Below are 24,914 nucleotides of genomic sequence, written 5' to 3'. Positions count from 1 at the left end.
GGACGAGCTACCGTTCGCCCATGCCCGTTGACGCAGAGGTGCGAGAGGTGATCGCGAGCTGGGACGACGGCTTGCTGGCGAGGGGCGAAGTGGTCTCTCGCCTCATCGATTTGCTCACGCCCGCCAATGTCGCCGAGGTCGTGGCGGCAACGCCTGACGAGTGGCGAACCGAGCTCGTGGACCATTTGCGCGCGATCAGCGAGGCTGAAGGCCCGCGGGTCTGGATCTGCGGGGGAATCTATAGGTACGAATCCGAGCCCGACCCGGTTCGGCGCGCCGAGATGAAGGCCGAGGGAGAGCGGTGTCGAGCTGCCAAGGAAGCGCACTTCGATAACGTCATCCGGCCGGCGATCCGCGCATGGTTGCGTCAGCAAGGCTGACCCGAGGGCGGCTTTCGCGAAGGATCGCGCTTGCTCCGCCTCAGGGATCGACCTCGCCGCGCCGGACCCGCTCGGCGTAACCGCGCAGGTGCTGTCGTTCGTCCCGCTCCGCCTCGGCCAGCAGCGGCTCCAGGCTCGGCGATCCGAGCGCGGCTTCGGGCGCATGGGGCGCGGGCTTCCGGCCGTCGGCACGTACGACGAGCGGATTCCGTCGCACGCCGAGAGCCCGAGGCTCAGGGCCACCGCGGTGACTTGCACGAACGACGAGAGACCTTGTCGACACCGCGCCATGCGAGCCTCCGGAGCACCAGCAGCGGCGGCGTAAACGCTGCGACCAGTCCCTGCGCTAACCCTGCGCCCACGCTGGAAAACTGCACATCGCTGCCTCCCCCGCTCGACCGGCCCCGTCGCCTCGCTCCGGCGGTCGCGACGCGGAGCCGCCTCCCCGCGACGCTTCCACGCCGCGGCCCCGCGACCTGCGACGCGCGAGGTCGCGCCCACCCCGCCCTGTGACACCGGACGTCGCGCCCCCGCGGGCGCGCGCGACCTCCCATGTCACCCTCACCCCCGGAATCCCGTCCTTCTCGCGCATCCAGCGGCGGCACAGCCCGTGCTGAACGTCCTCACGAGACGCCATCCGGCGCCCCTTGAGGACCCACGATGCGCACTTCTTCCCTCCTTCTCTCGCTTGGACTTGCCGGGCTCACGCTCGCCTCTCCGGCGCTGCTCGGCGGATGCACCGGCATCCTCGGCGCCGGCGAGGATGAGCCCGGCGCCGCGACCGGCGCCGCCTGCGAAACCTCGCCGCTCCCGCTCGCCCACCTGACGCGCGACCAGTACGACCGCACCGTCGTCGACCTGCTCGCGCTGGACCCCGACGAGGCGCGCCCCTCCAGCGGCTTCCCCGCGGACGACGCCGTCGAGGGCTTCTCCCTCGGGCTCACCGTCTCTCCGCTGCTCGTCGAGAAGCTCCACGGCGCCGCCGAGGCGCTCGCCGCGCGCGCCCTCGAGCACCCGGAGCGCGTCGTCCCCTGCGCGACCGAGGACGACGCCTGCGCCCGCGCCTTCGTGCAGACGTTCGGCGCGCGCGCCTTCCGCCGGCCGATCGCGGCCGCCGAGGAGGCCGCGCTGCTCGGCGTCTACCGCGCCGCGCGCGAGGGCGGCGCGCGGCCCTTCCTCGAGGGCGTCGGCCTCGTCATCGAGGCGGCGCTCGTCTCGCCGCAGTTCCTCTACCACTGGCCCGACGACGAGGGCGCGGCGCCCGGCGACGTCATCACCCTCCGCGATCACGAGCTCGCGAGCCGCCTCTCGTACTTCCTCTGGGGCACGATGCCGGACGACGCCCTCTTCCAGGCCGCCGCCGAGGGCCGGCTGCGCACGCCGGAGGACGTCGAGGCCGAGGCGCGCCGCATGCTCGACGACCCGCGCGCCCGCGAGACCACCGCGGCGTTCTTCCGCGAGCTCCTCGGCGTGGACGACATCGGCGCCATCAACCGCGACCCGGAGGCCTACCCGGAGCTCGACGCCGCGCTGGCCCAGGACCTCGAGGCCTCGCTCGAGGCCTTCCTCGACGACGCGGTCTGGTCGGGCGGGACCTACGACGACCTGTTCACGTCCCGCCGCGCCTTCGTGAACGCGCGCCTCGCGGACCTCTACGGCGTCGAGGGCGAGCTCGGCGACGAGCTCTCCCCCGTCGAGCTCGACCCGGAGACGCGCCTCGGGCTGCTCACCCAGCCGGCGCTGCTCGCGAAGCTCGCCAAGTTCGACCAGTCGGATCCGATCCGGCGCGGCGTGTTCCTGCGCGAGAAGATCCTCTGCCAGGAGCTCCTGCCGCCGCCCCCGAGCGTCGAGTTCAACGTGCCCACGCCCGCCGCGGAGCCGGCCAAGACGACGCGCGAGCGCTTCGCGGCGCACACCTCGCAGCCGGCCTGCCAGGGCTGCCACGGGCTCATCGATCCCCTCGGCTTCGCCCTGGAGACGTACGACGCGCTCGGGCGCTACCGCGCCGAGGAGAACGGCGCGCCCATCGACGCGACCGGCGCCATCGTCGCGACCGAGGGCGCGGACGGGGAGGTCGACGGCGGCGTCGAGCTCGCCGCGCGGCTCGTCTCCTCGGTCGACGCGCGCGCGTGTTTCGTCGAGCACTGGTTCCGGTACGCCGTGCGGCGGGGCGGCGCGGGCGGCGACGCGTGCGCGCTCGAGTCGCTCGGCGAGGCGTTCGAGGCGGAGGGCGGCGACATCCGGTCGCTGCTCGTGAGGATCGTGAAGAGCGAGGCCTTCCGGACGCGGCGCGTGGCCGGATCCTCGGGCGACGAGGGAGGTGAGCCGTGATCGGACGCAGGATGAGTCGGCGTGGGTTGCTCGGCGGGCTGCTCGCGGGCGCGCTGGGATCGCTCGTGTCGGGGCGCGTCGCGCGCGGGGATCAAACCGGCCCGCGCAAGCGCTTCGTCGTGTGGTTCACGCCGAACGGCACCATCGAGTCGGCGTTCCGCCCGACCGGCGGCGAGCGCGACTTCAAGCTGGGCCCGATCCTCGAGCCGCTGGAGCCGTTCCGCGACCACCTCCTCCTCTTCGGCGCCTCGGGCCCGGAGGACGGGGACTTCCGCAAGGAGCGCGGGCTGAGCATCCGCGTCTCCGAGGAGGGCCCGAGCGGCGGCCACGGCTGCGCGAAGCTGCTCACCGGCCGGCTCCCCGAGCTCTACGAGGGCAACGAGATGGCGTCGGGGCCGAGCGTCGATCAGGTGATCGCCGCCGCCGTCGGGCAGGACGATTACCTGCCCTCGCTCGAGCTCGGCGTGCGCGCCAAGGCCCCGAGCTCGAACGACCACCTCCTGTACGCCGGCCCGGGGCGGCCGGTCCCGCCCGAGAACAACCCGAGCGCCGCGTTCGACCGGGCGTTCGCGGGGCTCGCGAGCGTGGATCCGGACGCCCTGCGCCGGAAGAGCCGCCGCCGCGAGGTGCTCCGCTTCGCCCGCGCCGAGGCCCAGCGCCTCGCGCCGCGGCTCGGCGGCGCCGACCGAGCGCGGCTCGACGCCCACGAGGCCGCGCTCGCGGATCTCGACGCGCGCCTCGAGGCCCGCATTACGTGCGCGCCCCCCGCGCTGCTCCACGGCAGCCCGGGCGACTGGGAGGAGGGCTGGGACTCGTACGAGAAGCTGCCCGACGTCGGGCGCGCCCAGATGGATATCCTCGCGACCGCGCTCGGCTGCGGCATCACCCACGTGGGCTCGCTCCAGTGGACCTCTCCCGCGTCGAACGCGCGGCACACCTCGGTCGGAGCCCCCGAGTGGCACCACGAGCTGTCCCATCAGGTCCTCCGGGAGGACGGCTCGCCCGATCCGGCCGTCACCCAGAAGGTGATCGACATCAACCGCTGGTACACGTCGCAGCTCGCGTATTTCCTCGGCCGCCTCAAAGAAATGCCCGAGCGCGACGGCAGCACGGTGCTCGACAACACCGTGATCCTCTGGTGCAACGAGCTGTCGGACGGGTTCTACCACACCCACCAGAACATGCCGTTCCTGCTGGCGGGGAGCGCGGGCGGCCACTTCCGGACGGGTCGTTACCTGAAGTTCGAGGACCGGGCCCACAACGATCTGCTCACCTCGCTCTGCCAGGCGATGGGGCTCTCCCTCGACACCTTCGGCGATCCGGCGTTTTGCGACGGGGCCTTGCCGGGCCTCGTGTGAAGCACTCTTAGTAAATACACTTTCAATTAACGAGGGACATCATGAATCTTCGACGTATCGCTCCTGTTCTCCTGGTCTCGGCGAGCCCGCTCGCCCTCGCGGCCTGCGTGGCGGCCGACGGCGAGCTCTCGGACATCGAGAGCGCGGAGAGCGCGGCCGTCGTGGCCGAGAGGAACTACCAGGGCTCGGGCATGGACCGGTTCTCGTACGAATCGAGCCTCGGCAAGCACGAGGCGCTCGTCTACGCGGCGGCGGGGTGCCGGATCGGCGAGGGCGGGGGCGACTGCCCGGTCATCGTGTTCCACCACGGCAACGGCCAGAACGGCGGCGTGCAGAACCAGTTCTCGGACTGCTGCGACATCACGCGCAAGATCAAGGACGGTTACCGGCCCGCGGGCCTCATCATCGCGGCGCCCGCGCGTTACCTCGGCTGGAGGGACGGGTTCGTCGCCGACTACACCGCGCAGCAGGACGCGCTGCTCGGCGCGCTCGGAGGCAGCTACAAGGTGCGGTCCGGCGCCGTCCACGTGACGGGCCTCTCGGGCGGCTCCGGCCCGGTCATCGCGTACGCCTCGAAGCGGCCCCACGAGATCGCGTCCTACTCGATCTTCGCCGGCGTCGCGGGGTTCGAGGCCTGCCAGGGCAGCGACACGCGCAATTGCGTGGCGCCCGCGGACACGGCGGCCCTGGTCGCCCTCCCCAGCTTCTGGGGCATCAGCTCGGGGGACCCGCTCGCGGGCATCGGCTCGCAGGACGGCAACGTGCGCTTCCTGCTCGACCGGGGCGGCTCGCTGTCGAACGTCCAGCAATACTTCTATTGCAGCCGGGCGCCGGTCGCCCGCGACGCGACCTACGACTGGTTCACCCGCGTCGCGTGGGACGACCCGAGCAGCCCGTCGTATTGCGGCGCGGGCCTCGGGCACATCGGCTGGAAGTTCGGTTACAGCACGGAGACCGGCAACCCCCACGCCGTGACCTGGTGGGACTGGGTGCGGTCCACCTTCGACGGCAGCGCCGATCCCGGCGGCGACGGCGAGGACCCCGATCCGGGCGGCGAAGACCCCTGCGTGGGCAGCGGCGGCGTCCTGAAGAACAGCTGCTTCACGGCCGTCGACGAGGGCAAGTCCGAGGCGGCGTCGCGCCTGCTCGACGGCGCGATCGGGCACGAGGACGGCGCGATCTGGCTGAACAACAAGTGGCTCTTTTCGAACGAATACCCGGTGTCGGCGTACATCGATCTGAAGAAGGCGTACAACGTGACGAAGCTCGAGTACTTCACGGGCACCCTGGGCAGCGGCGCGGAGCTGGAGATCAGCTACGCGGCCGAGAGCCCGAGCAGCTGGACCGTGGCCGCGAACAGCAAGCCGAGCGGGTGGAACACCTGGTCCACCGCGACGAACACGGGCTTCAAGGCGCGCTACGTGCGCGTGCGCTTCCTGAGCTACGCCAAGCGCTTCGGCCTCTCCGAGCTGCGGCTCACGGGCAGCGCGCTCTGACGAGCCCGCCGGTGCGGCGATCGGCGTCGCCGGCGGCCGCCTAAGCCGTCGGCGGGCATCGCAGCCAGCGACGCCTACGGCGCCTTGCTCGCCGTCCTGGCCTCCGCGAGCGCCGCGCCGCCGGCCCACGGCTCCAGCCGGTCGCCGAGGGAGGCGCGCACCTTCGCGACCTCCTCGGTCGCGATCGCCGGCGCGCTGTTCCCCCAGCTCGACCGGGTGTAGGTGAGCACCAGCGCGATGTCCTCGTCCGACAGCGTGACGCCCATGTTGGGCATCACATCGTTGTACAGCGCGCCGCTCACCTCGATGGGGCCGGCGACGCCGAGCAGCGTGACCCGGATCGGAGTCTCCTTGTCGTCGAGCAGCCATGAGGCGCCGACGAGCGGTGGATACCGGCCGGGCTTCCCCTCCCCCCTCGACCCATGACAGCCGGAGCACGAGCGGTAGTAGATCTTCCCGCCCTGCGCGAGCTCCTCCGCGGTGACGCCGGGGACATTCGACGCGGTCGCCGGCGCCCGGGACTCCAGCTTGCGCAGGACCATCCACGGCAGCGCGAGCGCGCCGAACGCCACAATCAGCATCACCACGACGACCTGGGCCGCGTTCTGCTCTTTCTCTCCCCCTCCGGCGCCGGGCTTTTCTGGATCCATGGTCGCAGATGAAGCGCACGCCAGGGCGCGCGTCAAGGCGCACCCGGAGCGCCGTTGACGCCGGCGTGGCCCGCTGAAATGCTCGTCACTGTGGCGTCACGCGTCGGGATCTATATCGGCCGGGAGCTCGGTGCGTACGGTTACGAAGAGAAGCCCTGGTTCCGCCCGCACGAGCGCCTCGAGGCCTTCCTCGCCGAGCTCCGGCGGCAGGGGCTAGACCGCGAGGCGGCCCTCATCGAGGCCCCGCCCGCGAGCGACGCCGATCTCTTCCGGTTTCATACGCCGGCGCACGTCGAGCGGGTGCGCCGGCTCTGCGCGCGCAACGAGGGCGCGCTGGACCACGGGCCCACCCTGGCGCGGGAGACGGTGGAGGTCGCCGCGACCCACGTGGTCGGCGCGGTCATGGACGCGTGCCGGCGGCTGCTCGCCGGCGAGCTGCGGCGCGCCTTCGTGCCCATCGCCGGATTCCACCACGCGCACGCCGGAGAGGCGCGCAGCTACTGCCTTTACAACGATTGCGCCGTCGCCCTGAGCTTCCTGTCGCAGCAGGGGCTCGCGGGGCCGATCGCCTATGTGGACATCGACGCTCACCACGGCGACGGCGTCTATGCCGCGTTCGCCGGCGATCCGCGCGTGGTCGTGGCGGACATCCACGAGGACGGGCGCACGCTCTGGCCGAACTCCCCTGCATCCCCCGGCGCGGGGCCCGTCTCCGGCGAGCGCAGCGCGGCCGGCGAGGGGGCGGCGCGCGGCACGAAGCTGAACCTGCCGCTGCGCGCCGGCGCCACCGACGCCGATTTCCTGGAGGCCTGGGCGGAGGTCGAGGCGTTCGTGGACGGCTTCCAGCCGGCCTTCGTGGTGTTCGAGGGCGGCGCCGACTGCCTCGCCGGCGACCCGCTCGCGCACCTCGCGCTCAGCCCCGCGTCGCTGCGCCACGCCGCCGCGCGCCTCTCTGCGCTCGCGGACCGCCACGCCGGCGGCCGGCTCCTCGTGCTCGGCGGCGGCGGCTACGACGCGCGGAACCTCGCGGCCGGGTGGTGCGCCGTCGTCGCGTCGCTGCTCGCGCCGGCGCCGCGCGGCGCCGCATAGACAGGCTCTTTTCCTTCTGACATGCTCCCGCGCCCACGGAGGCCGAGGAGCGACGATGAGCGGCAAGCTGAGCGGGAAGGTGGCGATCGTGACGGGCGGATCACGCGGGATCGGCGCGGCGATCGCGAAGCGGCTCGCGAGCGACGGGGCCGCCGTGGTGCTCAGCTACGTGAACCGCGAGGAGCCGGCCCAGGGCGTCGTCGCGGAGATCCGGTCGGCCGGCGGGCGCGCCGCGGCGGTGCGCGCCGACGTCGCCGATCCGGCGCAGATCACCGCCCTGTTCGAGCGCGCCGCGGCCGAGCACGGGCGGCTCGACATCCTCGTCAACAACGCCGGCGTCTACTCGACGCGCACCCTGGGCGACATCGACGAGGCGCACTTCGAGATGATCTTCAACATCAACGTGCGCAGCGTGATCCTCGCGACCCAGGAGGCGGCGCGCCGCATGGGCGACGAGGGCGGGCGGATCATCAACCTCTCGTCGATCGTCGCGCGGAGCCCGCGCCCGACCGGCTCGGTCTACAGCGCGTCGAAGGCGGCGATCGAGGCGCTCACCCGCTGCCACGCCGCCGAGCTCGGCCGCCGCGGGATCACGGTCAACGCGGTGGCGCCCGGCCTCGTCAACACGGAGATGATCGCGCCCATCGTGGACTCGCCGCCGGTCCAGGCGCGCCTCAAGGCGAGCGCGCTGGGCAGGCTGGGGCAGCCGGAGGAGATCGCCGACACGGTGGCGTTCCTCGCGTCGAACGACTCGCGCTGGCTCACGGGACAGGTGATCGAGGTCAGCGGCGGCGCGCTGTAGCCGCCGCTCGTCGCGGTAAGGGGTGAGCGGCGGCGTTAACGTCGCCGCCGCTCCTCGTGGCGGGGGTGAGCGCCGGCGCTGTCGCCGCCCTGCCGACCCCCGCTGCGGCGACGTTACGCCGTGGCCACGGCCGGGGCGGCTGCGGCGTTCTCGTTCCGCGCCGCGGACGCGCGCGGCGTCCTGGAGCGGGTGGCGCTGCGCCGGCCGTCGATGCTGACGGGCACGTCCCCGTCGACGGTCACCCGGCGCACCACGCGGTGGTGGTCGCCGTAGTCGTTGATGGCGTAGTGCTGGGTGGCGCGGTTGTCCCAGATGGCCACGTCGCCCACGGACCAGCGCCACCGCACGGTGTTCTCGAGGCGCGTGACGTGATCCTGCAGCACCTGGAAGAGGTGCGCGGAGTCGTGCGACGAGACGCCGAGGATCTTCTTCACGAAGTGCCCGAGCAGGAGCGAGCGCTCGCCCGTCTCCGGGTGGACACGCACGACGGGGTGCTCGGTCTCGTAGACGGTCGACGTGAACACCTCCTGGAAGCGGCGCACGTCTTCCGCCGTGGCCTTGGGCTTGCGCGCCTGGTAGTCGTACTCGTTGCTGTGCAGGGCCCACAGCTTGTCGGCCAGGTCGCGCAGCACGGGCGAGAGATCCTCGTAGGCCGCGACGGTGTTGGCCCAGACCGTGTCGCCGCCGTAGGGCGGGATCACGAGCGCGCGGAGGATCGACGCCTTCGGGTACGCGTCGACGAACGTCACGTCCGTGTGCCACGAGTCGGCGCGGCCGCTGTGGCGCGAGTCGAGCTCGTGGATGAAGCTCGTGCCCTGCACGACGGGTACCGTCGGGTGCGCGACGGGCTTGCCCTCGAAGATCTCCGTGAGCCTCTCCTGGCTCTTGTCGTCGAGGTGGTGCTGCCCCCGGAAGAAGATCACCTTGTGCCGCAGCCAGGCGCTGCGGATCTCGCTCACGGTCGCCGCGTCGAGATCGGCCGAGAGGCGCACGCCGCGGATCTCGGCGCCGATCCGGCCGGCGAGCGGGACGATCTCGGGGACATTGTTGGTGCTGGTGGTGTTCACTTGGGCGCTCATGCGGAACTCTCCTCGTGGCTGGATCAGCCGATGGGAATCATGGGTGGCGTCGCAGGGTGGATGTCGGCGGGCCGGAGGGCGCCGCTCAGTGGGACGCGGGCTTGTGCGCGACGGCGAGCAGCCGCTTGCCCTCGAGCCGGATGCCCTCGGGCGTCCGGAAGGCCTCGAGCTCGCGCTTGATGTCCTCGGTGGCCTGGGTCCGCAGCGACTCGGGCAGGTGCCCGAGGAAGTTGCCGAACGAGCTCGCCTGCGAGAACGCGATGGCGGCGTTGCCGTCGGGCTGGTGGTGGACGTTCTCCTGGATCTCGATCTTTTGCACCGTGAAGCCGGCGCCGCCGAGCAGCGCGGAGAGCTCCTCGGCCGTGACCCAGTGGGGCGTGCCGGCGAGCGACTCCGGATAAGCCGCGTAGGGCGCCCGTGACAGCACCTCTCGCTTGATCCGCTGCAGCAGGTTCGGTTGGTCCTTCGCGCCCGTGGTGATCCCGAGCCGGCCGCCCGCCTTGAGCAGGCGGTGGATCTGCTTGAGCGGCTCCGTCTTCTCGGGGAGCCAGTGGAACACGGCGTTGAGGTACACGACGTCGAAGCTGCCCGAGGGGAGCCCGTCGAGCGCGTAGGCGTTGCCGACCTGGAACGAGAGGTTCTCCTTCCCCTTGCGCTGGGCGATCTCGACGCGCAGCGGCAGCGGGTCGATCCCGAGCACCTTGCCCGTCGGCCCGACGATGCCCGCCACGTGCTCCGCGAGCAGCCCGGTGCCGCTGCCGATGTCGAGCACGCGCTCGCCGGCGCGGACGCCGAGCGCGGCGACGAGCCGCTGGCCGTTCACGAACTGCCGCTCGGCGCTGCGCACCTCGTACTGCTGGGCGAGCTGGGGCGTGTCGAAGGCGAGACTGAGTCCACTCATGCGATGGCTCCGGGTGAGGGGTTCGCGAGCGGGCTCCGCGGGCGACGCCCCGCTCCGCTCGTCGGCCGGCGCTGGATTGCACGGCCCGTGCCCGGCCCATCGCCGCGTTTTTCCGCGGCGCGCTGCCCGCCGCTGCTGCGCCATCAGCACGCCGGCAGCAGCGCGTGTTGCGCGTCGAGCAAGGCGCCGCGCCGCGGCGGCGGCCCGGCCGATCGCCCTCTCGGGGGCGACGCCCGCTCGAATCTGCGGTTCGTAACTCGATGTGTGGAGCGTCGCGTGGTGAGCCGACTGGATAGCGGCGAGCGTGACAGGAACGGAGAAGCCGAGGTCACGGCTCCGAGTGTTCGGAGCGTGACGTCCCTCATCCAAGGAACCTTGATGGAGCTCTATATTCCCTGGTGCCGGGGTTCTGATCACACCTGCGCGTGACTCGTTGCGCGCCCCAGCAACAGCGGTTTCCCTACAACTCAAATGCAATTTTCCGATCGAGCTGCCAAAAAATCGACCTTTCGAGGCCAAAATCCCGCCGTGAACGCCGCGCTACGGATGGCTCTCCTCGCTGAGCGGCCGGGCGGGGCGATGCTCCATGAAGGACTCGTGGGTCGCGCCCTCTGGTCTCCTTTTCTGCGGCAACAGCGCATCTACGCTCCACTCTGCTCCTTTTCTGTGGCACCATGCGCGCATGCTTCTTCGTGTCGTAAAGAACGGTTCTGTCATTGGCGCGCTGCTGATCGCGGCGGGGTGTAATCCGGGGGGCGGAGAAGACACGCCCGAGCCGCAAGGGGGGACGGGCGCGCCCGAGGTCGACGCCGGACCCGACGCGCAGCCCGACGGCGCGGCCTGCGTGGAGTTCGCGCCGCCCGAGGGCGTGGACTGCGCGGCGCCGCTCGACGGCGTGCTCCCGAAGGACCTGCGCTGCACGGGCCTTTACGGCGACTTCGACCGGCGCGAGCTCGCGTGCGGCGTGCTCGAGTACAAGCCTGCCCACGAGCTCTGGAGCGACGGCGCCGAGAAGCGGCGCTTCGTCCAGATCCCGGAGGGGCAGCGGGTGAACGCGAAGGACCCGGACGCCTTCGTCTACCCCGACGGGACGCAGTTCTGGAAGGAGTTCCGCGTGAAGGGCGCTGACGGCGCGCTGCGCCTCGCGGAGACGCGCCTGCTGCGCAAGACGCCCGACGGCTGGGTCTACACGAGCTACGTCTGGTCCGAGGACGAGCGGCAGGCCATCCAGATGCAGAACGACTTCGGCGTGCCCGACCTCTACGCCACCGGCCACACGGTGCCGAACCGCGATCAGTGCAAGGAGTGCCACTCCGGGCGCGCCGACTTCGTCCTGGGCTGGGACGCGCTGATGCTCGGCTCAGGCGCCGAGGGGATCACGCGCGAGAAGCTGGTCGAGCTCGGCCTGGTCGAGGACGGGAGCCAGCTCGCCCTGACGATCCCGGGCAACGACGTGGAGCGCCAGGCGCTCGGCTACCTGCACGCGAACTGCGGCGTGAGCTGTCACAACGAGCTGCCCGACGCGCCGGCCCGCGACACGGGGCTGTACCTGCGGCTCGAGGCGAACGAGCTGGGCAGCGTGATGATGACGGACGCGGCCCGGACGGGGCTCAACAAGCGCCCTGCGGAGAACGCGAAGTACGAGGGGCTCACGAACCCGGACCCGGCCAACTGGTACGACATCCGGCCGGGGGATCCGGCGCGCAGCCTGCTCGTCGCGCGGCAGCAGCTCCGCGGCTTCGAAGGGCAGATGCCGCGCATCGCGACCAAGGTGGCCGACGACGCGGGGGTGCAGGCGGTCGTGCGGTGGATCCAGGGGATGACGCAGGACGCCGGGTACCCGGCGCCTGCGCCCTGAGGCGAGAGAGCGCCGAGCGGCTGCGCGGGGGGAGGCCCTCTACCCGCCCTCGGGCGCTTCTCCCGCGGCGGCTTCGCGCGCGGCGGCGGCCTGGGCCTCCGCCGCGCCGATACGCTTGATGCACGCGCCCATCTCGCGCATGGCCGCCTCGATGACCTCGGTCTCCTCTTCGTTCGTCGGCACCGCGAGGCCGATGGTGCCCTTGAAGGTCGCGCTGGCGCGGTGCCAGCACTCCCGGGTCTCGCACCGGCAGATGTCGTCGCGCATGCGCTGCGCCAGCGCGACGCCCCGCTCCGTGACGGGCGCCGTGGACGGCGCGGAGGACGTCGCCGCGAGCGCCGTCGCTCCGGCCTCGCCGTCCGGGCGACGCCGGTGCGCCGCGTCCCTGCTCCGCCTGGCGGCGGCGCTGCCGCCCGTCGCCGGCGGAGCGAACGACACCGTACGGTGCTTCGACGGCAGCGAGAAACCACCCCGCCCTGCGAGGGCCAGGACCAAGGCCGCCGCAGCGCCCACGCCCACGCCCGTGATCATCCACTTCCGCTTCATGGTCATCTCCTAGGGCTTGCAGGTGCCGCGGCTGCCGAGGTACCCGGAGAGGTAGGCCCGCGCGGAGCTCTTCCAGAACTGCTCCAGCGTGACCTCGGCGTTGGGCATCACGTGGTTCGCCGCCGGATTGGAGCCCACCGTGCAGACGCGGAAATCGATCAGCGGTCCCAGCGCCGCGAAGTCATCGGCGTGGGCGAAGGTGAGCCCGCTGTTGCTCTGGGAGGCGTGGCAGGCGCGGCAGTACGGCGCGACGACCGTCGTGTAGACCTTCTCGTCCGCGTCGAACTGGTTCCACTCGAACGGGATGAACGAGTTGTCCTGGACCGTGCCCGCCGTGTTCACGCTGCCGGCGGCGTACCAGCCCTGGATGAGCTGCTGGGTCGTCGTGGCGGGCGCGGCCTGGAGGACGAGCTTGTTCAGCTTGCGGAACTTCTCCTCCTGAGAGGCGCGCGAGAAGCCGGACACGTTCGAGAACGCGAAGGCGTCGAGGTCGAACGGCAAGAACCGCGCGCCGTTCTCGGTCGCGCTCGCCCCGACCACGCGGTTGTTCGCCGCATCGTAGCGGCCGCCGCCGTGGCAAACGATGCAGTTCTGGGGGATGCCCTTGTTGAAGCCCTTGGTGTCGAGCTGCGCCTGAGGGAGGGGAAGGTCATCCGCACCATACACGACGAACCGGACGCTGTTGTGGGCCGTGATCGGCGGGGTGTACCACATGGCGACCGTGGCGAACGCGCCGGTGTGGACGCCCGACTGCGCCCCGGTCACCGTGCGCTGGAGAGAGGTGAGCACATTTCCTCCGAAATTGACCACGCCGTCGCCGTAGTTGCTCACGTAGCACGCGACGCCGGTGTTCGCGCCTGACGGGAACGATTTGCAGTGCATCTCCCGGCCGACCCAGAGATCGCCCTTGTTGAAGTAGGCGGCCGACACCTCGTCCGAGCCCGCGGCGCCGAACCCGAACTGTGACTTGAAGGCGGTGAGGGAGGCCGGCGCGCCGATCGCGCCGTAGTATTGCTGCGTCTCGGTCGCGGAGCCGAGCCCGCTCTCGTCCTCCATGAACGAGAGGTATTTCGGCGTCTGGGCGAGGTCCGCCGGCTCCTTGCTGCCGCTGACCACGATGGCCTGGGGGAAATCGCTCCGGCACTCTTCCCCTATGGCGATCCAGTCCTCCGGCTCATCGGTCGTCAGCTGGCGCATGCCTACCGTCTGGTAGCACTGCTCCCTGTCCTTATCGAAGGTCAACATGGTGTGGCCCTCTTCATCGAGCGCGCGGAAGCGCAGGAGGCCGCCCTCGGGCCACCGGCCGAGCTGCGAGGAGGTCGGCACGGGGGTCCCGTTGACTGACCACTCGTACCAGTCACCCAACCCCTGGTTCGTGGGGGTCGAAGCGGAGTGGGTGGTGCCGATCGTCACCCAGATGTCGTTGTTGGGATCGTTGGTGGGATTGGGAGCGTCAGGATTGCTCAGCACCTGGACGCGAATCTCCTCGTTTGGATCCGTGTGCTTTCCTGAGAAGGTTATGGTGAACCCTTGGGTGAAGCCGAAGAAGACGCTACCATTTTCGGGACCCTCCATGCACGCCGCGGACGCGGTACCAAGCGCCGCCAGGAGCGCGGAACGCGTGAGGAACGAAGATATGCGCATCAGATCCATAGACACCTCTTGCTCTGACTCGGGTACACGCTCGCCCTTCGGCCTGGGTTCCAGGCGCGGCCGGCGCGGGGGGTTCCGTCGCGCTCCTCATGAGGAGTGGCGGGATGGTCATGGGCGGGCGCGCCGTCGCCGGTACGCCCCTAAGCCCCTACTCAGCTACGTCTAAGCAAGTACAGGGCCACCGCGTCTGTCCCGGGCGACGTCGCCTCGACGCTGCTCCGGCGCGCGCAACGCGCCGGATGCACGGGAAATCTCGCTGTCATGGCGTGCAATAAAGCGAGGCGTGCGGCTGTTGGCAGGTGTCGGCCGCCGCCGTATTCGTGCGGCGCACGTGCGGGCGCCCGCACGCCGCACGTGCGGCGCACGTGCGCCGCACGTGCGCCGCTCCTCGGCCGCGCTCAGCGGACGTGGATGTCCGGCTTCGGGGCGGGCGCCATCCCCTCCCCGATGTGGAAGCTCGGGTGCGGCGGCTGGTTGTACGCGCCGTTCTGCCACGAGATGGCCACGCGGTACTGCGGATCGTGCATCAGCGTGGGGATCCGGTTCGCGGCGACCCGGCTCGTCGTGAAGATGCGAAGGGAGTTGCCGCAGCGGAAGATCACCTCTTCGCGCCAGTCGCCCAGGATGTCGGCGCTGAGGGTCGGGTTGCTCTTCGTGCCGCGCCGACTTCGTCCTGGGCTGGGACGCGCTGATGCTCGGCCCAGGCGCCGAGGGGATCACGCGCGAGAAGCTGGTCGAGCTCGGCCTCGTCGAGGACGGCCTGGTCGAGGACGGGAGCCAGCTCGCCCTGACGATCCCGGGCAACGACGTGGAGCGCCAGGCGCTCGGTTACCTGCACGCGAACTGCGGCGTGAGCTGTCACAACGAGCTGCCCGACGCGCCGGCCCGCGACACGGGGCTGTACCTGCGGCTCGAGGCGAACGAGCTGGGCAGCGTGATGATGACGGACGCGGCCCGGACGGGGCTCAACAAACGCCCTGCGGAGAACGCGAAGTACGAGGGGCTCACGAATCCGGACCCGGCCAACTGGTATGACATCCGCCCGGGGGATCCGGCGCGCAGCCTGCTCGTCGCGCGGCAGCAGCTCCGCGGCTTCGAAGGGCAGATGCCGCGCATCGCGACCAAGGTGGCCGACGACGCGGGGGTGCAGGCGGTCGTGCGGTGGATCCAGGGGATGACGCAGGACGCCGGGTACCCGGCGCCTGCGCCCTGAGGCGAGAGAGCGCCGAGCGGCTGCGCGGGGGGAGGCCCTCTACCCGCCTTCCGGCGCGTCGCCCGCGGCGGCTTCGCGCGCGGCGGCGGCCTGGGCCTCCGCCACGCCGATGCGCTTGATGCAGGCGGCCAGCTCGCCCATGGCCGCGTCGATGAGCTTGGTCTCCTCTTCGTTCGTCGGCACCGCGAGGCCGATGGTGCCCTTGAAGGTCGCGCTGGTGCGGTGCCAGCACTCCCGGGTCTCGCACTGGCAGATGTCGTCGCGCATGCGCTGCGCCAGCGCGACGCCCCGCTCCGTGACGGGCTCCGTGGACGGCGCGGAGGACGCCGCCGCGAGCGCCGTCGCACCGGCCTCGCCGTCCGGGCGACGCCGGTGCGCCGCGTCCCTGCTCCGCCTGGCGGCGGCGCTGCCGCCCGTCGCCGGCGGAGCGAACGACACCGTGCGGTGCTTCGACGGCAGCGGGAACACCCCCCGCCCTGCGAGGGCCAGGATCAAGGCCGCCGCAGCGCCCACGCCCACGCCCGTGATCATCCACTTCCGCTTCATGGTCATCTCCTAGGGCTTGCAGGTGCCGCGGCTGCCGAGATACCCGGAGAGGTAGGCCCGCGCGGAGTTCGTCCAGAACCGCTCCAGCGTGACCTCGGCGTTGGGCATCACGTGGTTCTTCGCCGGATTGGAGCCCACCGTGCAGACGCGCAAGTCGATCAGGGCTCCCAGCGCCTGGAAGTCATCGGGGTCGGCGAAGGTGAGCGTGCTGTTGCTCTGGGCGGCGTGGCAGCCACGGCAGTACGGCGCGACGACGTTCGAGTAGACCTTGGCGTCCGCGTCGAACTGGTTCCACTCGAACGGGATGAACGAGTTGTCCTGGACCGTGCCCGCCGTGTTCACGCTGCCGGCGGCGTACCAGCCCTGAATGAGCTGCTGGGTCGTCGTGGCGGGCGCGGCCTGGAGCACGAGCTTGTTCAGCTTGCGGAATTTGTCCTCCTGAGAGGCGCGCGAGAAGCCGGACACGGTCGAGAACCCGAAGGCGTCGAGGTCGAACGGCAAGAACCGCGCGCCGTTCTCGCTCGTGCTCGCCCCGACCACCCGGTTGTTCACCGCATCGTAGCTGCCACCGCCGTGGCAAACGAGGCAGTTCTGGGGGATGCCCTTGTTGAAGCCCTTGGTGTCGAGCTGCGCCTCATCGACGCGCAGGTCATTCGGACCATACACGACGAACCGGACGCTGTTGTTGGCCGTGATCGGCGGGGTGTACCACATGGCGACGGTGGCGAACGCGCCGGTGTGGACGCCCGACTGCGCCCCGGTCACCGTGCGCGAGAGGGCGGTGATGATGTTTCCTCCGAAATTGACCACGCCGTCGCCGTAGTTGCTCACGTAGCAGGCGACGCCGGTGCTCGCGCCTGACGGGAACGATTTGCAGTGCATCTCCCGGCCCACGTCGAGATCGCCCTTGTTGAAGTAGGCGGTCGACACCTCGTCCGAGCCCGCGGCGCCGAACCCGAACTGTGACTTGAAGGCACCGAGGGAGGCCGGCGCGCCGATCGCGGCGTAGTATTGCTGCGTCTCGGTCACGGAGCCGAGCCCGTTCGCGCCCTCCTGGAACGAGAGGTATTTCGGCGTCGTGGCGAGGTCCGCCGGCGCCTTACTGCCGCTGACCACGATGGCCTGGGGGAAATCGCTCCGGCACTCTTCCCCTATGGCGATCCAGTCCTCTGGCTCAGAGGTCGCCAGCTGGCGCTGACCTACCGTCTGGTAGCACTGCTCCCTGTCATGATCGAAGGTCAACATGGTGTTGTTCGCTTCGTCGAGCGCGCGGAAGCGCAGGAGGCCGCCCAGGGGCCACCGGCCGAGCTGCGCGGCGGTCGGCGCGGGGGTCCCGTTGACTGACCACGCGTACGAGTCACCAAACCCCTCGTTCGTGGGGGTCGAAGCGGAGTGGGTGGTGCCGATCGTCACCCAGATTTCGTTGTTGGGATCGGAAGTGTCAGGATTGCTCAGCACCTGGACGCGAATCTCCTCGTTTGGATTCGTGTGCCTTCCCCTGAAGACTATGGTGAACCCTTGGGTGAGACCGAAGAGGACACTACCATTTTCGGGACCCTCTATGCACGCCGCGGACGCGGTGCCAAGCGCCGCCAGGAGAGCGGTACGCGTGAGGAAGGAAGATATACGCATCAGATTCATAAACACCTCTTGCTCTGACTCGGGTACACGCTCGCCCTTCGGCCTGGGTTCCAGGCGCGGCCGGCGTGTGGGGTTTCCGGCGCGCTCCTCATGAGGAGGGGCGGGATGGGCATGGGCGGGCGCGCCGTCGCCGGTACGCCCCTAAGCCCCTACTCAGCTACGTCTAAGCAAGTACAGGGCCACCGCGTCTGTCCCGGGCGACGTCGCCCCGACGCTGCTCCGGCGCGCGCAACGCGCCGGATGCACGGGGAATCTCGCTGTCATGGCGTGCAATAAAGCGAGGCGTGCGGCTGTTGGCAGGTGTCGGCCGCCGCCGTATTCGTGCGGCGCACGTGCGGGTGCCCGCACGCCGCACGTGCGCCGCACGTGCGGCGGTCCTCGGCCGCGCTCAGCGGACGTGGATGTCCGGCTTCGGGGCGGGCGCCATCCCCTCCCCGATGTGGAAGCTCGGGTGCGGCGGCTGGTTGTACGCGCCGTTCTGCCACGAGATGGCCACGCGGTACTGCGGATCGTGCATCAGCGTGGGGATCCGGTTCGTGGCGACCCGGCTCGTGGTGAAGATGCGAAGGGAGTTGCCGCAGCGGAAGATCACCTCTTCGCGCCAGTCGCCCAGGATGTCGGCGCTGAGGGTCGGGTTGCTCTTTGTGCCGTTGTTCGCGGTGCAGCCCTCGGCCGTGAAGTTGCCGCCCTGTCCGTCGGCCTGGCGGATGCTGTTGCCGTCGAGCAGCTCCCGGCTCAGATCCGCGTCCCACCAGACGAGGAAGTTGGACGACGCGGGGCGATTCCCGATGGCGTCGCCGTCCGCGCCGCTCAAGAGCTGGCTGTTATTGACCCACGCCTCGCTGCCCGGGCTCCGCGGATCGACGTCGGCCGCCACGCCCCGGCCGGGGCCCTCCTCGCCGCCGTTGCCCGGGCCCCGCCAGAGGACCTCGCACGTGCGCGCGTCGCGCATCGCGTAGGCGGGCGAGTCGCCGCCCTCGTACGGCTGGAACACCTCGAGGCCGGGGCGCGACGGGATGTGATCGGTGACGTGCAGCGCGTCGCCGTGAGCGTAGTAGTCCACCGCGCAGAGGCCGGTGCCGTCGTTGTCGAACGTGGCGCCGCCGTTGATGATCTCCTGCTGCGGGTCGTCGTCCACGTTCGCGACGCTGATCGAGTGGACGCCCTTGCCGGCGAAGCGCCCGTTCTCGCGGCTCGAGCTCGAGTCGAACGTCCAGAGGTTCGTGAGCGCGCCGTCGCGGTAGTTCCAGGCCGAGAGCGTCGTGCGCGCGTAGTAGCCGCGGCCGAACACCACGCTCGGGCGGCCGGTGTCGTCGAGGAACGCGATGGTGCCGACGAAGCGGTCGACGCGGTTGCCGTAACACTCGTTGTTGCCCCAGCTGCACGGGTCGGTGCGCCCCACCTGGAACTCGGTCGTGGCGAGCTCGGCGCCGGTCTCCCCGGAGAACACGGTGAGGTACTCCGGGCCGGTCAAGACATAACCGTCGTTGTTGCGGTAGTCCTTGCTGTCGTCGTCGTTCGCCGCGGGCCCCTTGCGGAGGTGCTCGCCCGTGCCGTCGCGCGTCCCCGGCGCCGTCTTCACGGCCACCTCCGCCTTCCCGTCGCCGTCGAGGTCGTAGACGAGGAACGGCGAGTAGTGCGCCCCGGCCCGGATGTTCACGCCGAGGTCGATGCGCCAGAGCCGCTCGCCGCCCAGCGAGTAGGCGTCGAGATAGGTCTTGCCGGTGCGGCCAGCCTGCGAGTTGTCCTTGAGGTTCGACGGGTCCCACTTGACGACGAGCTCGTACCGCCCGTCGCCGTCCAGATCTCCGACGCTGCCGTCGCCGCTCGAGTACGTGTAGCCGTCGCCCGCCGGCGGCGCCTCCGTCGGGATCGACAGGGCCCCGTCCCGCCACACGGACACGCCCTCCGACGCGGCTCGCTCGACGCCGCCGACGACGGCGCGCACCGTGTAGACCGCGCCCGGACTGCCGTCCTGGTCCACGACGTTCGTGGAGTCCGCGATGGGAGCGTCGTTGACCTTGGCGCCGTCGCGGTAGACGTTGAAGGCGATGTCGTCGGGATCGTAGCCGAACAGGCGCCAGCCCACGTAGATGCCGCCGTCCGTGGGGACGGCCACGACGCCGCGGTCGAGATCCTCCATCTGGGCGAACCCCGTCGGCCCGCCCGCGTCGCCGCCGGCGCCCGCGCCGCCGCTGCCGGACGGCGCGCCCGCGCCGACGCCGCCGCCGCCGCCGCCGCTGCCGCTGCCGCTGCCGGACGGCGTACCCGCGCCGCCGCCGCCGGCGGGCGTGCCCGCGCCCGCGCCGCTCGTTCCGGCGCCGTCCCCGCCCGAGCCGCCCGTGTTGTCGGCTCCGCTGGAGCCCGGTTCACTCGACCCGCACGCCAGCAGCCCGGCGGCGAGAGAAAAGCAGATCAAGAAGGCCGATCGTTTCATGCAACACCTCGCGCAACCCTCGTCGTCCGGCTCCGGGTGCCCCCGGCGGTCGTCGCGATCGAGAGCGTCTGTCCCGACCACGTGGCGACATCATCTCCAAATCAATCACCTCGCGTCTGCATGTCGCGCGCTTTCTCGACAGAGCGGAAGTTTCGCACCAAACGAGAACGCGCCGTCGCGCCGCTGAGGAACGAGGAGGGCTGCTCCCGGCGTCCGCGAGGCGGCGGATCACCTCGACGCGCGGCGGCAGGTCCCGAACGTGAGGTAGGCTGGACTCCCTGGATCGAGCCCGACTGGCGAACCTTACGCTCTCTCCGTTCACCTGCTATGCGTGAAGATCTAATGAGGACGCGCTCGACCACGCAGCCCCCGCGCCGGCGCCCCGCCGCGACGCCGAGCGCCGCGGCGGCGCCTGGCGGCCGCGCGGCGCGCCGCTGGGTGGCCGCGGTCGCGTCGCTCGGAATCGCGTCCTGCGAGAAGGCGCCGCTCGACGCCGTCGACCTGACGCCGACGACGTTGGCCCAGGGCCTCGTCGCCTACTGGACGTTCGACGAGGGCGAAGGGACGGTCGTGACCGATCGGTCCGGCAACGGGCGCGACGGCGTGCTCACCGGCGGCACGTGGGTGGAGGACGGCCGCTTCGGGCGGGCGCTGCACTTCGATGAGGGCGAGTTCATGACGGTGGGCGAATTCCCGAACGCCACCTCGAGCTGGACCGTCTCGGCGTGGGTTCGTGTGCTGACCGACGAGCCCCCTGCCGACGACACCCTGAGGACCGTGATCAGCACGGAGAACACCGGCGGATGGGAGCTCAACATCGACTACGGCCACGAGGCGCTGGGTATCCACTTCGGGTTCTGGAAGGGGCCCGAAATCAGCGACTACCACAGCGCCCTGTGTTCCTGCCTGGAGCTCCAGCGCTGGGTACACGCCGCCGGGGTCGTCGACGGCGAGGCGCTCGCCATGAGCCTCTACATCGACGGGCGCCTCCACAGGACCATGCCCATCGAGAAGACGATCTCGCCCGGCCCGACCAGCCTCTACGTCGGTCGATGGCCGCAGGAGGGTCGGCTCCTCGTCGGGGACGTCGACGACATCGCGATCTACGGCCGAGCGCTCGCCCCGGCGGAGATCGCCGAGCTCTCCCAGCACGCCGTCCCGGCGGAGGTCGAGGCGGACATCTCGACGGACACCCCCTACACCCTGGTCGGCGTCCAGAGCGGGCGCTGCGTGGACGTCGACGCCAGCGTGTCCACGGCCGACGATATCGTCCTGCAGCTCTGGAATTGCAACGGCGGCACCAACCAGCAGTTCCGCTTCGAGGCGGTGGACGGCGGGTATTACCGGATCCGCAACGTCAGCAGCGACAAATGCCTCGACGTCCGCAGCGGGTCGACCGCCGACGGCGCCGTCATCGTCCAGTACACCTGCCACGGCAACCCCAACCAGCAATGGTCGGTCACCGAGGTCGGCGGCGGCGCCGTCCGCATCACGTCGCGCCTCAGCGGCAAGGTCATCGACGCTTACGGCTCCCCGCCCGCCGACGGCACCGCCCTCGTCCAGAGGGCTCCCAACGGCGGCGCCAGCCAGCAGTTCAGGCTGAACCCGGTCGGAACCGGCACCGACAGCGGCACGGGCGCCACCAGCGGCCCGGAGCCATGACGCCCGGCGCGACGCCGCTCGTCCTTCGAGTGATCACAGCCACCCCACGAGGGTGAGGCTGCCGAGCAGCGCCGGGCGCGCGCCGCGCGCCGCCTCGGTCTCGACGAAGCGGACCACCGGATACGGGTGCGCGACGAGCGCGTGCGCCTCGACGACGACGTCGAGCCGCCTCACGATCCCGAGCTCGACGCCGGCGCCGGCGTCGGCGGCGAACGCCCAGGTCGCGCTGTGGCCCCCCCGGTACGGCCACGATGCCTCGCCGTCGACGCCGACGTGGAGCGCCCCGAGGCCCGCCGAGAACCTCGGGCGCAAGCGCAGCTCGGGCCAGGGGTGCGCCGCGAGCTCGACGAGCCCGAACCGTTGCTGCACGGCCGCGCTGCCCTGCGGCCCGGCGACGCGCGGCGCCGTCCCGAGCCCGGCGAGCGACAGACGCGCTTCGAGCGGACCGCGCGGGCCGAGCGGCGCGACGCGCAGGCGCGCGACCCACAGCAACGCCGGGCCGATTCCGCCCGGGCTCGCGAGGAGGCCGCCCCCCAGCTCGACGCCCCACATCGAGCGGCGCGGCGGGTCGGGCGGCCGCTCTGCCCGTGGAGGTACCTGCAGGCTCACCTCGCGCGGCGGCGGCGGCGGCGGCAGCGGCGCGGCGGCGGGCGCGGCGGAGCGCCGCGAGGACATCAGGAGCTCGAGCAGGCTCGCGCGGAGCAGCTCGACGGCGCGCACCGCGAGCACCTCGGCGATGTGCGCCTGCGCCTCGCCGCGCGTGTCGATCCGCCGCACGAGCGTCTTGTGCGTCAGCGGGTCGGCCACCCAGAGCTCGGCGGACTGACCGTCCGGCGCCAGGAACAGCCCGATCAGGGCCGCGGAGCCGGCCAGCTGCCCGGCGTCGTCCATCGCCGGCAGGGGGGCGGAGGCCGACTGGGAGTCGAGGAGCTCCACGTCGAATCCATCGGCGACGAGCTCCCCGCGGATGCGGATGAGCGCCTCCGAGATCGACGGGTCGGCGGCGCTGGGCCGCACGAGGACCACGCGCGGAAGCTCGGCCGACGCCGCGGGGCTCGCCAAGAACACGAACAGGAGGAGGAGCGCGAAGGCCCCCGCCAGCGCCTGCGCCCGCGCGGACCTCACGGCGCCCGAGCGAGCGCCCGCGCCGCCTGCGCGTAGGTGCCGCCGGGGAACCGGCGCAGGTACTCCCGCGCGACGATCTCGGCCTGCGCGTCGCCGTGGAGCCGCCGCACGATCACCATCTTGCGCCCGAGCGCCTCGGAGGCATAAGCGCCCTGCGGAGCCTCCTTCAGGTAGGTCTCGAACCAGGCGAGCGCCGCGGCGCCTCCCTCCTGGGTCTCGGCGAGGCGGCCGAGCAGGAACGCCGCCTCCTTGCCCCGCTGCGTCGCGGGGAAACGCCGCCGCTGGGCGAGCAGCGCCCGCCGCGCGAGGTCGGTCCGCCGCGTGTAGCGCGCCGCGTCCGCGAGGGCCGAGAGCTCCTCGCTGCTGCTCTCCGCGAGGGCGGCGTCGATCCCGCGGCGCTGCGCCTCGCCGACGATGTCATTGAGCTTGCCGGCCGCGAGCTTGCCGGCCCAGTCGCGCTTCGGCTCGGCCGCGGGTGCCGCCGTGCGCGGGGCCGCGTCCGCCGTGCCCGGCTCGGCGCCGGGCGCGCCCTCGACGCCGGCGCCCTCGACGCCGGCGCCCTCGACGCCGGCGCCCTCGGAGGGCGGCGGGGCGGCGCCGGGCGGCGCGCTCGCGCCCTTCTGCGGATCGAGCGCGCGGAGCAACACCTCCCCCGTGCGCAGCCGGATCGTCAGCCATTGCCCCGCGCGCATCGCGATCGGCGCGCCGGACAGCGGCCCGCTGACGGCGACGGCGCCGTTCTCGAGCCGCAGATCGAGGCGCTCGTCCTCCGGCGCCCAGGCGAGCGCGAAGGCCGTCCCGGTCACGGTCACCACGAACGGCCCGGCGTCGAACAGCCACTCTGTCTCCGACCGGTGGACCACGCGCGCGTGGACCTCGCCCTTGTCGAGCGCGACCCGCGCGCCCTGCCGGGTCACCGACGCGATGTGCGCGCGCGCCCCCTCGGCCAGCTCGACCTCGGTGCCGTCGGAGAACCGGACCGTCGGGCGGCTCGACGTGCCCGCCTCGAGAGAGCCGTCCTGCAGCGCGGTGCCCCCCTCGACCTCGTAGGACAGCAGGTCGGCGCTGGCCCGTCGCTGCCACCCCTTGAAGGCGAGCACGCCCGCGGCGGCCACGGCGAGCGAGAGCGCCCCCGCCCGGAGGGGCGATGGCCAGAGCGCCCGGCGCGTCGCGGCCCTCTCCGTGACACGGAGCAGCCCTCGCGTGCGCTGCTGGTGCGACATCGTGCCGAGCGACCCGCGGGCGAGCTCGACGAGCTGCGCGGCCTTCGGGCTCAGCGCCGGCTCTTTCTCCTCGTCAAAGCTCATCTCGCGCCTTCCCTTTCGTCCAGTAGGCGGCGAGGGACGTGTCGTGCTCCACCCGCGACGACACGTGCTCCGTGGCCCGGCTGAGCCGTCGCTTGACGGTGGCCAGCGAGACGCCGACCGCCTCCGCGATCTCCGGCAGGTTCATTCCTTCCATGTGCCGGAGCACGAACGCGGTCCGGTCGTCCGCGCTCAGCGTGTCGAGGATCGCGTAGAGGCGCCCGAGCGCCTCGCGCGCCTCGCTGTCCACCGGATCGACCGGATGGTCGGGGAGCTCCGCGCCCTCCGAGAGCAGGAGGATCCGGCGCACGCGCCGCCGCCGGAGCTCCCACTTGAGCATCCGCAAGGTGACCGACACGATGAAGCTCCCGAGCGCGTCCGGATCCCTCAGCCCGGACACCTTGGAGAAGACGCTCGCGAACACCTCCTGGGTGAGGTCCTCGGCGTCGGCGCCCGGCCCGAGCACCCGCGCCACGATCCGGAACACCTTCGGCGCGTGCCGGTTCCACACCGCCGCCGCCGCCCACGGCTCCCCCGCGACGAGCGCCCGCACCACCGCGCTGTCGTCGGGACCGCCCCGCTCTGCCTCCGCAGGGGCGATGGCAACGCTGGCTCGGCGCACTACGGCATCGCTCCGGGGGCTCATGGTCCCGCACACCGTTCGCGCGGATGGCCCACAGTACAGAGCCCATGTCTCCGGTGCAAGGAGCGGATCGCGCGCTGCCGGCGGGCATCGCGGCGAGCCTCCCCGGGGATTTCCGAGAGCTCTTGCATAGATGCCAGTCGAGACGACACCGTCCCACGCCGGCGGAGGCCTCACGGAGCGCCGCCGGCTCCTCGACC

General features: G+C 71.6%; 21 protein-coding genes and 1 pseudogene. 9 read left to right on the top strand and 13 right to left on the bottom strand.

Features of this window, described 5'->3' with window-relative positions; translation table 11 throughout:
* The first annotated feature begins 47 nt into the window (after positions 1-47).
* The gene (locus WMF43_RS17110) at positions 48-380 is read left to right on the top strand and encodes a hypothetical protein (RefSeq protein WP_437681450.1); all 333 of its coding nucleotides are present in this window, start codon (positions 48-50) and stop codon (positions 378-380) included.
* Between the two features lie 40 nt (positions 381-420).
* On the opposite strand, the gene WMF43_RS17105 is transcribed toward WMF43_RS17110, so the two are convergent.
* Positions 421-597, bottom strand: coding sequence for a hypothetical protein (locus WMF43_RS17105; protein ID WP_437681449.1), 177 nt, complete (start codon positions 595-597; stop codon positions 421-423).
* Between the two features lie 443 nt (positions 598-1,040).
* On the opposite strand from WMF43_RS17105, the gene WMF43_RS17100 reads away from it, so the two are divergent.
* From WMF43_RS17100 to WMF43_RS17090, 3 genes are read left to right on the top strand one after another with little or no spacing between them, the layout of a single operon-like run.
* Positions 1,041-2,711 (top strand): DUF1592 domain-containing protein, encoded by a 1,671-nt coding sequence (locus WMF43_RS17100; RefSeq protein ID WP_437681448.1) that lies wholly within the window; start codon positions 1,041-1,043, stop codon positions 2,709-2,711.
* An 11-nt stretch (positions 2,712-2,722) separates the two neighbouring features.
* The gene (locus WMF43_RS17095) at positions 2,723-4,069 is read left to right on the top strand and encodes a DUF1552 domain-containing protein (protein WP_437681447.1); all 1,347 of its coding nucleotides are present in this window, start codon (positions 2,723-2,725) and stop codon (positions 4,067-4,069) included.
* Between the two features lie 41 nt (positions 4,070-4,110).
* Positions 4,111-5,565 (top strand): hypothetical protein, encoded by a 1,455-nt coding sequence (locus WMF43_RS17090; protein WP_437681446.1) that lies wholly within the window; start codon positions 4,111-4,113, stop codon positions 5,563-5,565.
* Between the two features lie 74 nt (positions 5,566-5,639).
* Here WMF43_RS17090 and WMF43_RS17085 read toward each other — a convergent pair whose 3' ends face one another.
* Entirely contained in the window at positions 5,640-6,215 is a 576-nt protein-coding gene (locus WMF43_RS17085; protein WP_437681445.1) for a c-type cytochrome, read from the bottom strand.
* Between the two features lie 90 nt (positions 6,216-6,305).
* On the opposite strand from WMF43_RS17085, the gene WMF43_RS17080 reads away from it, so the two are divergent.
* Both WMF43_RS17080 and WMF43_RS17075 read left to right on the top strand, forming a co-directional pair.
* Positions 6,306-7,304 (top strand): acetoin utilization protein AcuC, encoded by a 999-nt coding sequence (locus WMF43_RS17080; RefSeq protein WP_437681444.1) that lies wholly within the window; start codon positions 6,306-6,308, stop codon positions 7,302-7,304.
* Between the two features lie 55 nt (positions 7,305-7,359).
* Positions 7,360-8,106: an SDR family NAD(P)-dependent oxidoreductase gene (locus WMF43_RS17075; RefSeq protein ID WP_437681443.1), complete on the top strand. Its 747-nt coding sequence runs from the start codon at positions 7,360-7,362 to the stop codon at positions 8,104-8,106.
* 113 nt (positions 8,107-8,219) lie between these two features.
* Here the strand turns inward: WMF43_RS17075 and WMF43_RS17070 are convergent, their stop codons facing one another.
* Both WMF43_RS17070 and WMF43_RS17065 read right to left on the bottom strand, forming a co-directional pair.
* Complete coding sequence (locus WMF43_RS17070) at positions 8,220-9,185, bottom strand: TauD/TfdA dioxygenase family protein (protein WP_437681442.1); 966 nt, start codon at positions 9,183-9,185, stop codon at positions 8,220-8,222.
* An 85-nt stretch (positions 9,186-9,270) separates the two neighbouring features.
* Positions 9,271-10,086, bottom strand: a complete 816-nt coding sequence (locus WMF43_RS17065) for a class I SAM-dependent methyltransferase (RefSeq protein WP_437681441.1) — start codon at positions 10,084-10,086, stop codon at positions 9,271-9,273.
* Positions 10,087-10,768: 682 nt separating this feature from the next.
* Between WMF43_RS17065 and WMF43_RS17060 the strand changes: the two genes are divergently transcribed.
* On the top strand, positions 10,769-11,944 hold the full coding sequence (locus tag WMF43_RS17060) for a hypothetical protein (RefSeq protein ID WP_437681440.1): 1,176 nt from the start codon (positions 10,769-10,771) through the stop codon (positions 11,942-11,944).
* A 39-nt stretch (positions 11,945-11,983) separates the two neighbouring features.
* Here WMF43_RS17060 and WMF43_RS17055 read toward each other — a convergent pair whose 3' ends face one another.
* The 3 genes and pseudogenes from WMF43_RS17055 to WMF43_RS17045 all read right to left on the bottom strand — a co-directional run.
* Positions 11,984-12,490, bottom strand: coding sequence for a hypothetical protein (locus tag WMF43_RS17055; protein WP_437681439.1), 507 nt, complete (start codon positions 12,488-12,490; stop codon positions 11,984-11,986).
* Between the two features lie 9 nt (positions 12,491-12,499).
* The gene (locus WMF43_RS17050; RefSeq protein ID WP_437681438.1) at positions 12,500-13,960 is read right to left on the bottom strand and encodes a hypothetical protein; all 1,461 of its coding nucleotides are present in this window, start codon (positions 13,958-13,960) and stop codon (positions 12,500-12,502) included.
* A 581-nt stretch (positions 13,961-14,541) separates the two neighbouring features.
* Positions 14,542-14,811 (bottom strand): annotated as a pseudogene (locus WMF43_RS17045) (rhamnogalacturonan lyase); the annotation flags it as partial.
* A 23-nt stretch (positions 14,812-14,834) separates the two neighbouring features.
* On the opposite strand from WMF43_RS17045, the gene WMF43_RS17040 reads away from it, so the two are divergent.
* Positions 14,835-15,356 (top strand): hypothetical protein, encoded by a 522-nt coding sequence (locus WMF43_RS17040; RefSeq protein ID WP_437681437.1) that lies wholly within the window; start codon positions 14,835-14,837, stop codon positions 15,354-15,356.
* A gap of 39 nt (positions 15,357-15,395) precedes the next feature.
* Here the strand turns inward: WMF43_RS17040 and WMF43_RS17035 are convergent, their stop codons facing one another.
* The 3 genes from WMF43_RS17035 to WMF43_RS17025 all read right to left on the bottom strand — a co-directional run bounded on the left by WMF43_RS17035 (position 15,396) and on the right by WMF43_RS17025 (position 19,980).
* Positions 15,396-15,902 carry a hypothetical protein gene (locus WMF43_RS17035; protein WP_437681436.1) on the bottom strand — a complete coding sequence of 169 codons (507 nt, stop codon included), beginning with the start codon at positions 15,900-15,902 and terminating at the stop codon, positions 15,396-15,398.
* Between the two features lie 9 nt (positions 15,903-15,911).
* Entirely contained in the window at positions 15,912-17,360 is a 1,449-nt protein-coding gene (locus WMF43_RS17030) for a hypothetical protein (RefSeq protein WP_437681435.1), read from the bottom strand.
* A 571-nt stretch (positions 17,361-17,931) separates the two neighbouring features.
* On the bottom strand, positions 17,932-19,980 hold the full coding sequence (locus WMF43_RS17025; protein WP_437681434.1) for a rhamnogalacturonan lyase: 2,049 nt from the start codon (positions 19,978-19,980) through the stop codon (positions 17,932-17,934).
* 342 nt (positions 19,981-20,322) lie between these two features.
* Between WMF43_RS17025 and WMF43_RS17020 the strand changes: the two genes are divergently transcribed.
* Positions 20,323-21,642 carry an RICIN domain-containing protein gene (locus WMF43_RS17020; protein WP_437681433.1) on the top strand — a complete coding sequence of 440 codons (1,320 nt, stop codon included), beginning with the start codon at positions 20,323-20,325 and terminating at the stop codon, positions 21,640-21,642.
* Between the two features lie 33 nt (positions 21,643-21,675).
* Here the strand turns inward: WMF43_RS17020 and WMF43_RS17015 are convergent, their stop codons facing one another.
* The 3 genes from WMF43_RS17015 to WMF43_RS17005 are packed head-to-tail and all read right to left on the bottom strand — an operon-like array spanning position 21,676 to position 24,693.
* Positions 21,676-22,767, bottom strand: a complete 1,092-nt coding sequence (locus WMF43_RS17015) for a hypothetical protein (protein ID WP_437681432.1) — start codon at positions 22,765-22,767, stop codon at positions 21,676-21,678.
* A complete protein-coding gene (locus WMF43_RS17010) occupies positions 22,764-24,074 on the bottom strand; it encodes a FecR domain-containing protein (RefSeq protein ID WP_437681431.1) in 1,311 nt (436 codons plus the stop codon). The genes WMF43_RS17015 and WMF43_RS17010 overlap by 4 nt, the downstream gene beginning before the upstream one ends.
* Positions 24,064-24,693, bottom strand: a complete 630-nt coding sequence (locus WMF43_RS17005; RefSeq protein ID WP_437681430.1) for an RNA polymerase sigma factor — start codon at positions 24,691-24,693, stop codon at positions 24,064-24,066. Before WMF43_RS17005 ends, WMF43_RS17010 begins: the two co-directional genes overlap by 11 nt.
* Between the last annotated feature and the right edge of the window lie 221 nt (positions 24,694-24,914).

It is taken from the genome of Sorangium sp. So ce131 (genome assembly GCF_051519095.1).
Lineage (GTDB): Bacteria > Myxococcota_A > Polyangia > Polyangiales > Polyangiaceae > Sorangium.
The sequence above is the reverse complement of the archived record's forward strand: the minus strand, read 5'-3'. Positions and strand labels throughout refer to the sequence as shown.

Coding starts and splice junctions, on each gene's coding strand:
- WMF43_RS17040 (WP_437681437.1), top strand. CDS start 14,835: ATGCTCGGCCCAGGCGCCGAGGGGATCACGCGCGAGAAGCTGGTCGAG.
- WMF43_RS17095 (WP_437681447.1), top strand. CDS start 2,723: ATGAGTCGGCGTGGGTTGCTCGGCGGGCTGCTCGCGGGCGCGCTGGGA.
- WMF43_RS17100 (WP_437681448.1), top strand. CDS start 1,041: ATGCGCACTTCTTCCCTCCTTCTCTCGCTTGGACTTGCCGGGCTCACG.
- WMF43_RS17060 (WP_437681440.1), top strand. CDS start 10,769: ATGCTTCTTCGTGTCGTAAAGAACGGTTCTGTCATTGGCGCGCTGCTG.
- WMF43_RS17035 (WP_437681436.1), bottom strand. CDS start 15,902: ATGAAGCGGAAGTGGATGATCACGGGCGTGGGCGTGGGCGCTGCGGCG.
- WMF43_RS17090 (WP_437681446.1), top strand. CDS start 4,111: ATGAATCTTCGACGTATCGCTCCTGTTCTCCTGGTCTCGGCGAGCCCG.
- WMF43_RS17085 (WP_437681445.1), bottom strand. CDS start 6,215: ATGGATCCAGAAAAGCCCGGCGCCGGAGGGGGAGAGAAAGAGCAGAAC.
- WMF43_RS17020 (WP_437681433.1), top strand. CDS start 20,323: ATGAGGACGCGCTCGACCACGCAGCCCCCGCGCCGGCGCCCCGCCGCG.
- WMF43_RS17055 (WP_437681439.1), bottom strand. CDS start 12,490: ATGAAGCGGAAGTGGATGATCACGGGCGTGGGCGTGGGCGCTGCGGCG.
- WMF43_RS17065 (WP_437681441.1), bottom strand. CDS start 10,086: ATGAGTGGACTCAGTCTCGCCTTCGACACGCCCCAGCTCGCCCAGCAG.
- WMF43_RS17010 (WP_437681431.1), bottom strand. CDS start 24,074: ATGAGCTTTGACGAGGAGAAAGAGCCGGCGCTGAGCCCGAAGGCCGCG.
- WMF43_RS17070 (WP_437681442.1), bottom strand. CDS start 9,185: ATGAGCGCCCAAGTGAACACCACCAGCACCAACAATGTCCCCGAGATC.
- WMF43_RS17075 (WP_437681443.1), top strand. CDS start 7,360: ATGAGCGGCAAGCTGAGCGGGAAGGTGGCGATCGTGACGGGCGGATCA.
- WMF43_RS17025 (WP_437681434.1), bottom strand. CDS start 19,980: ATGAAACGATCGGCCTTCTTGATCTGCTTTTCTCTCGCCGCCGGGCTG.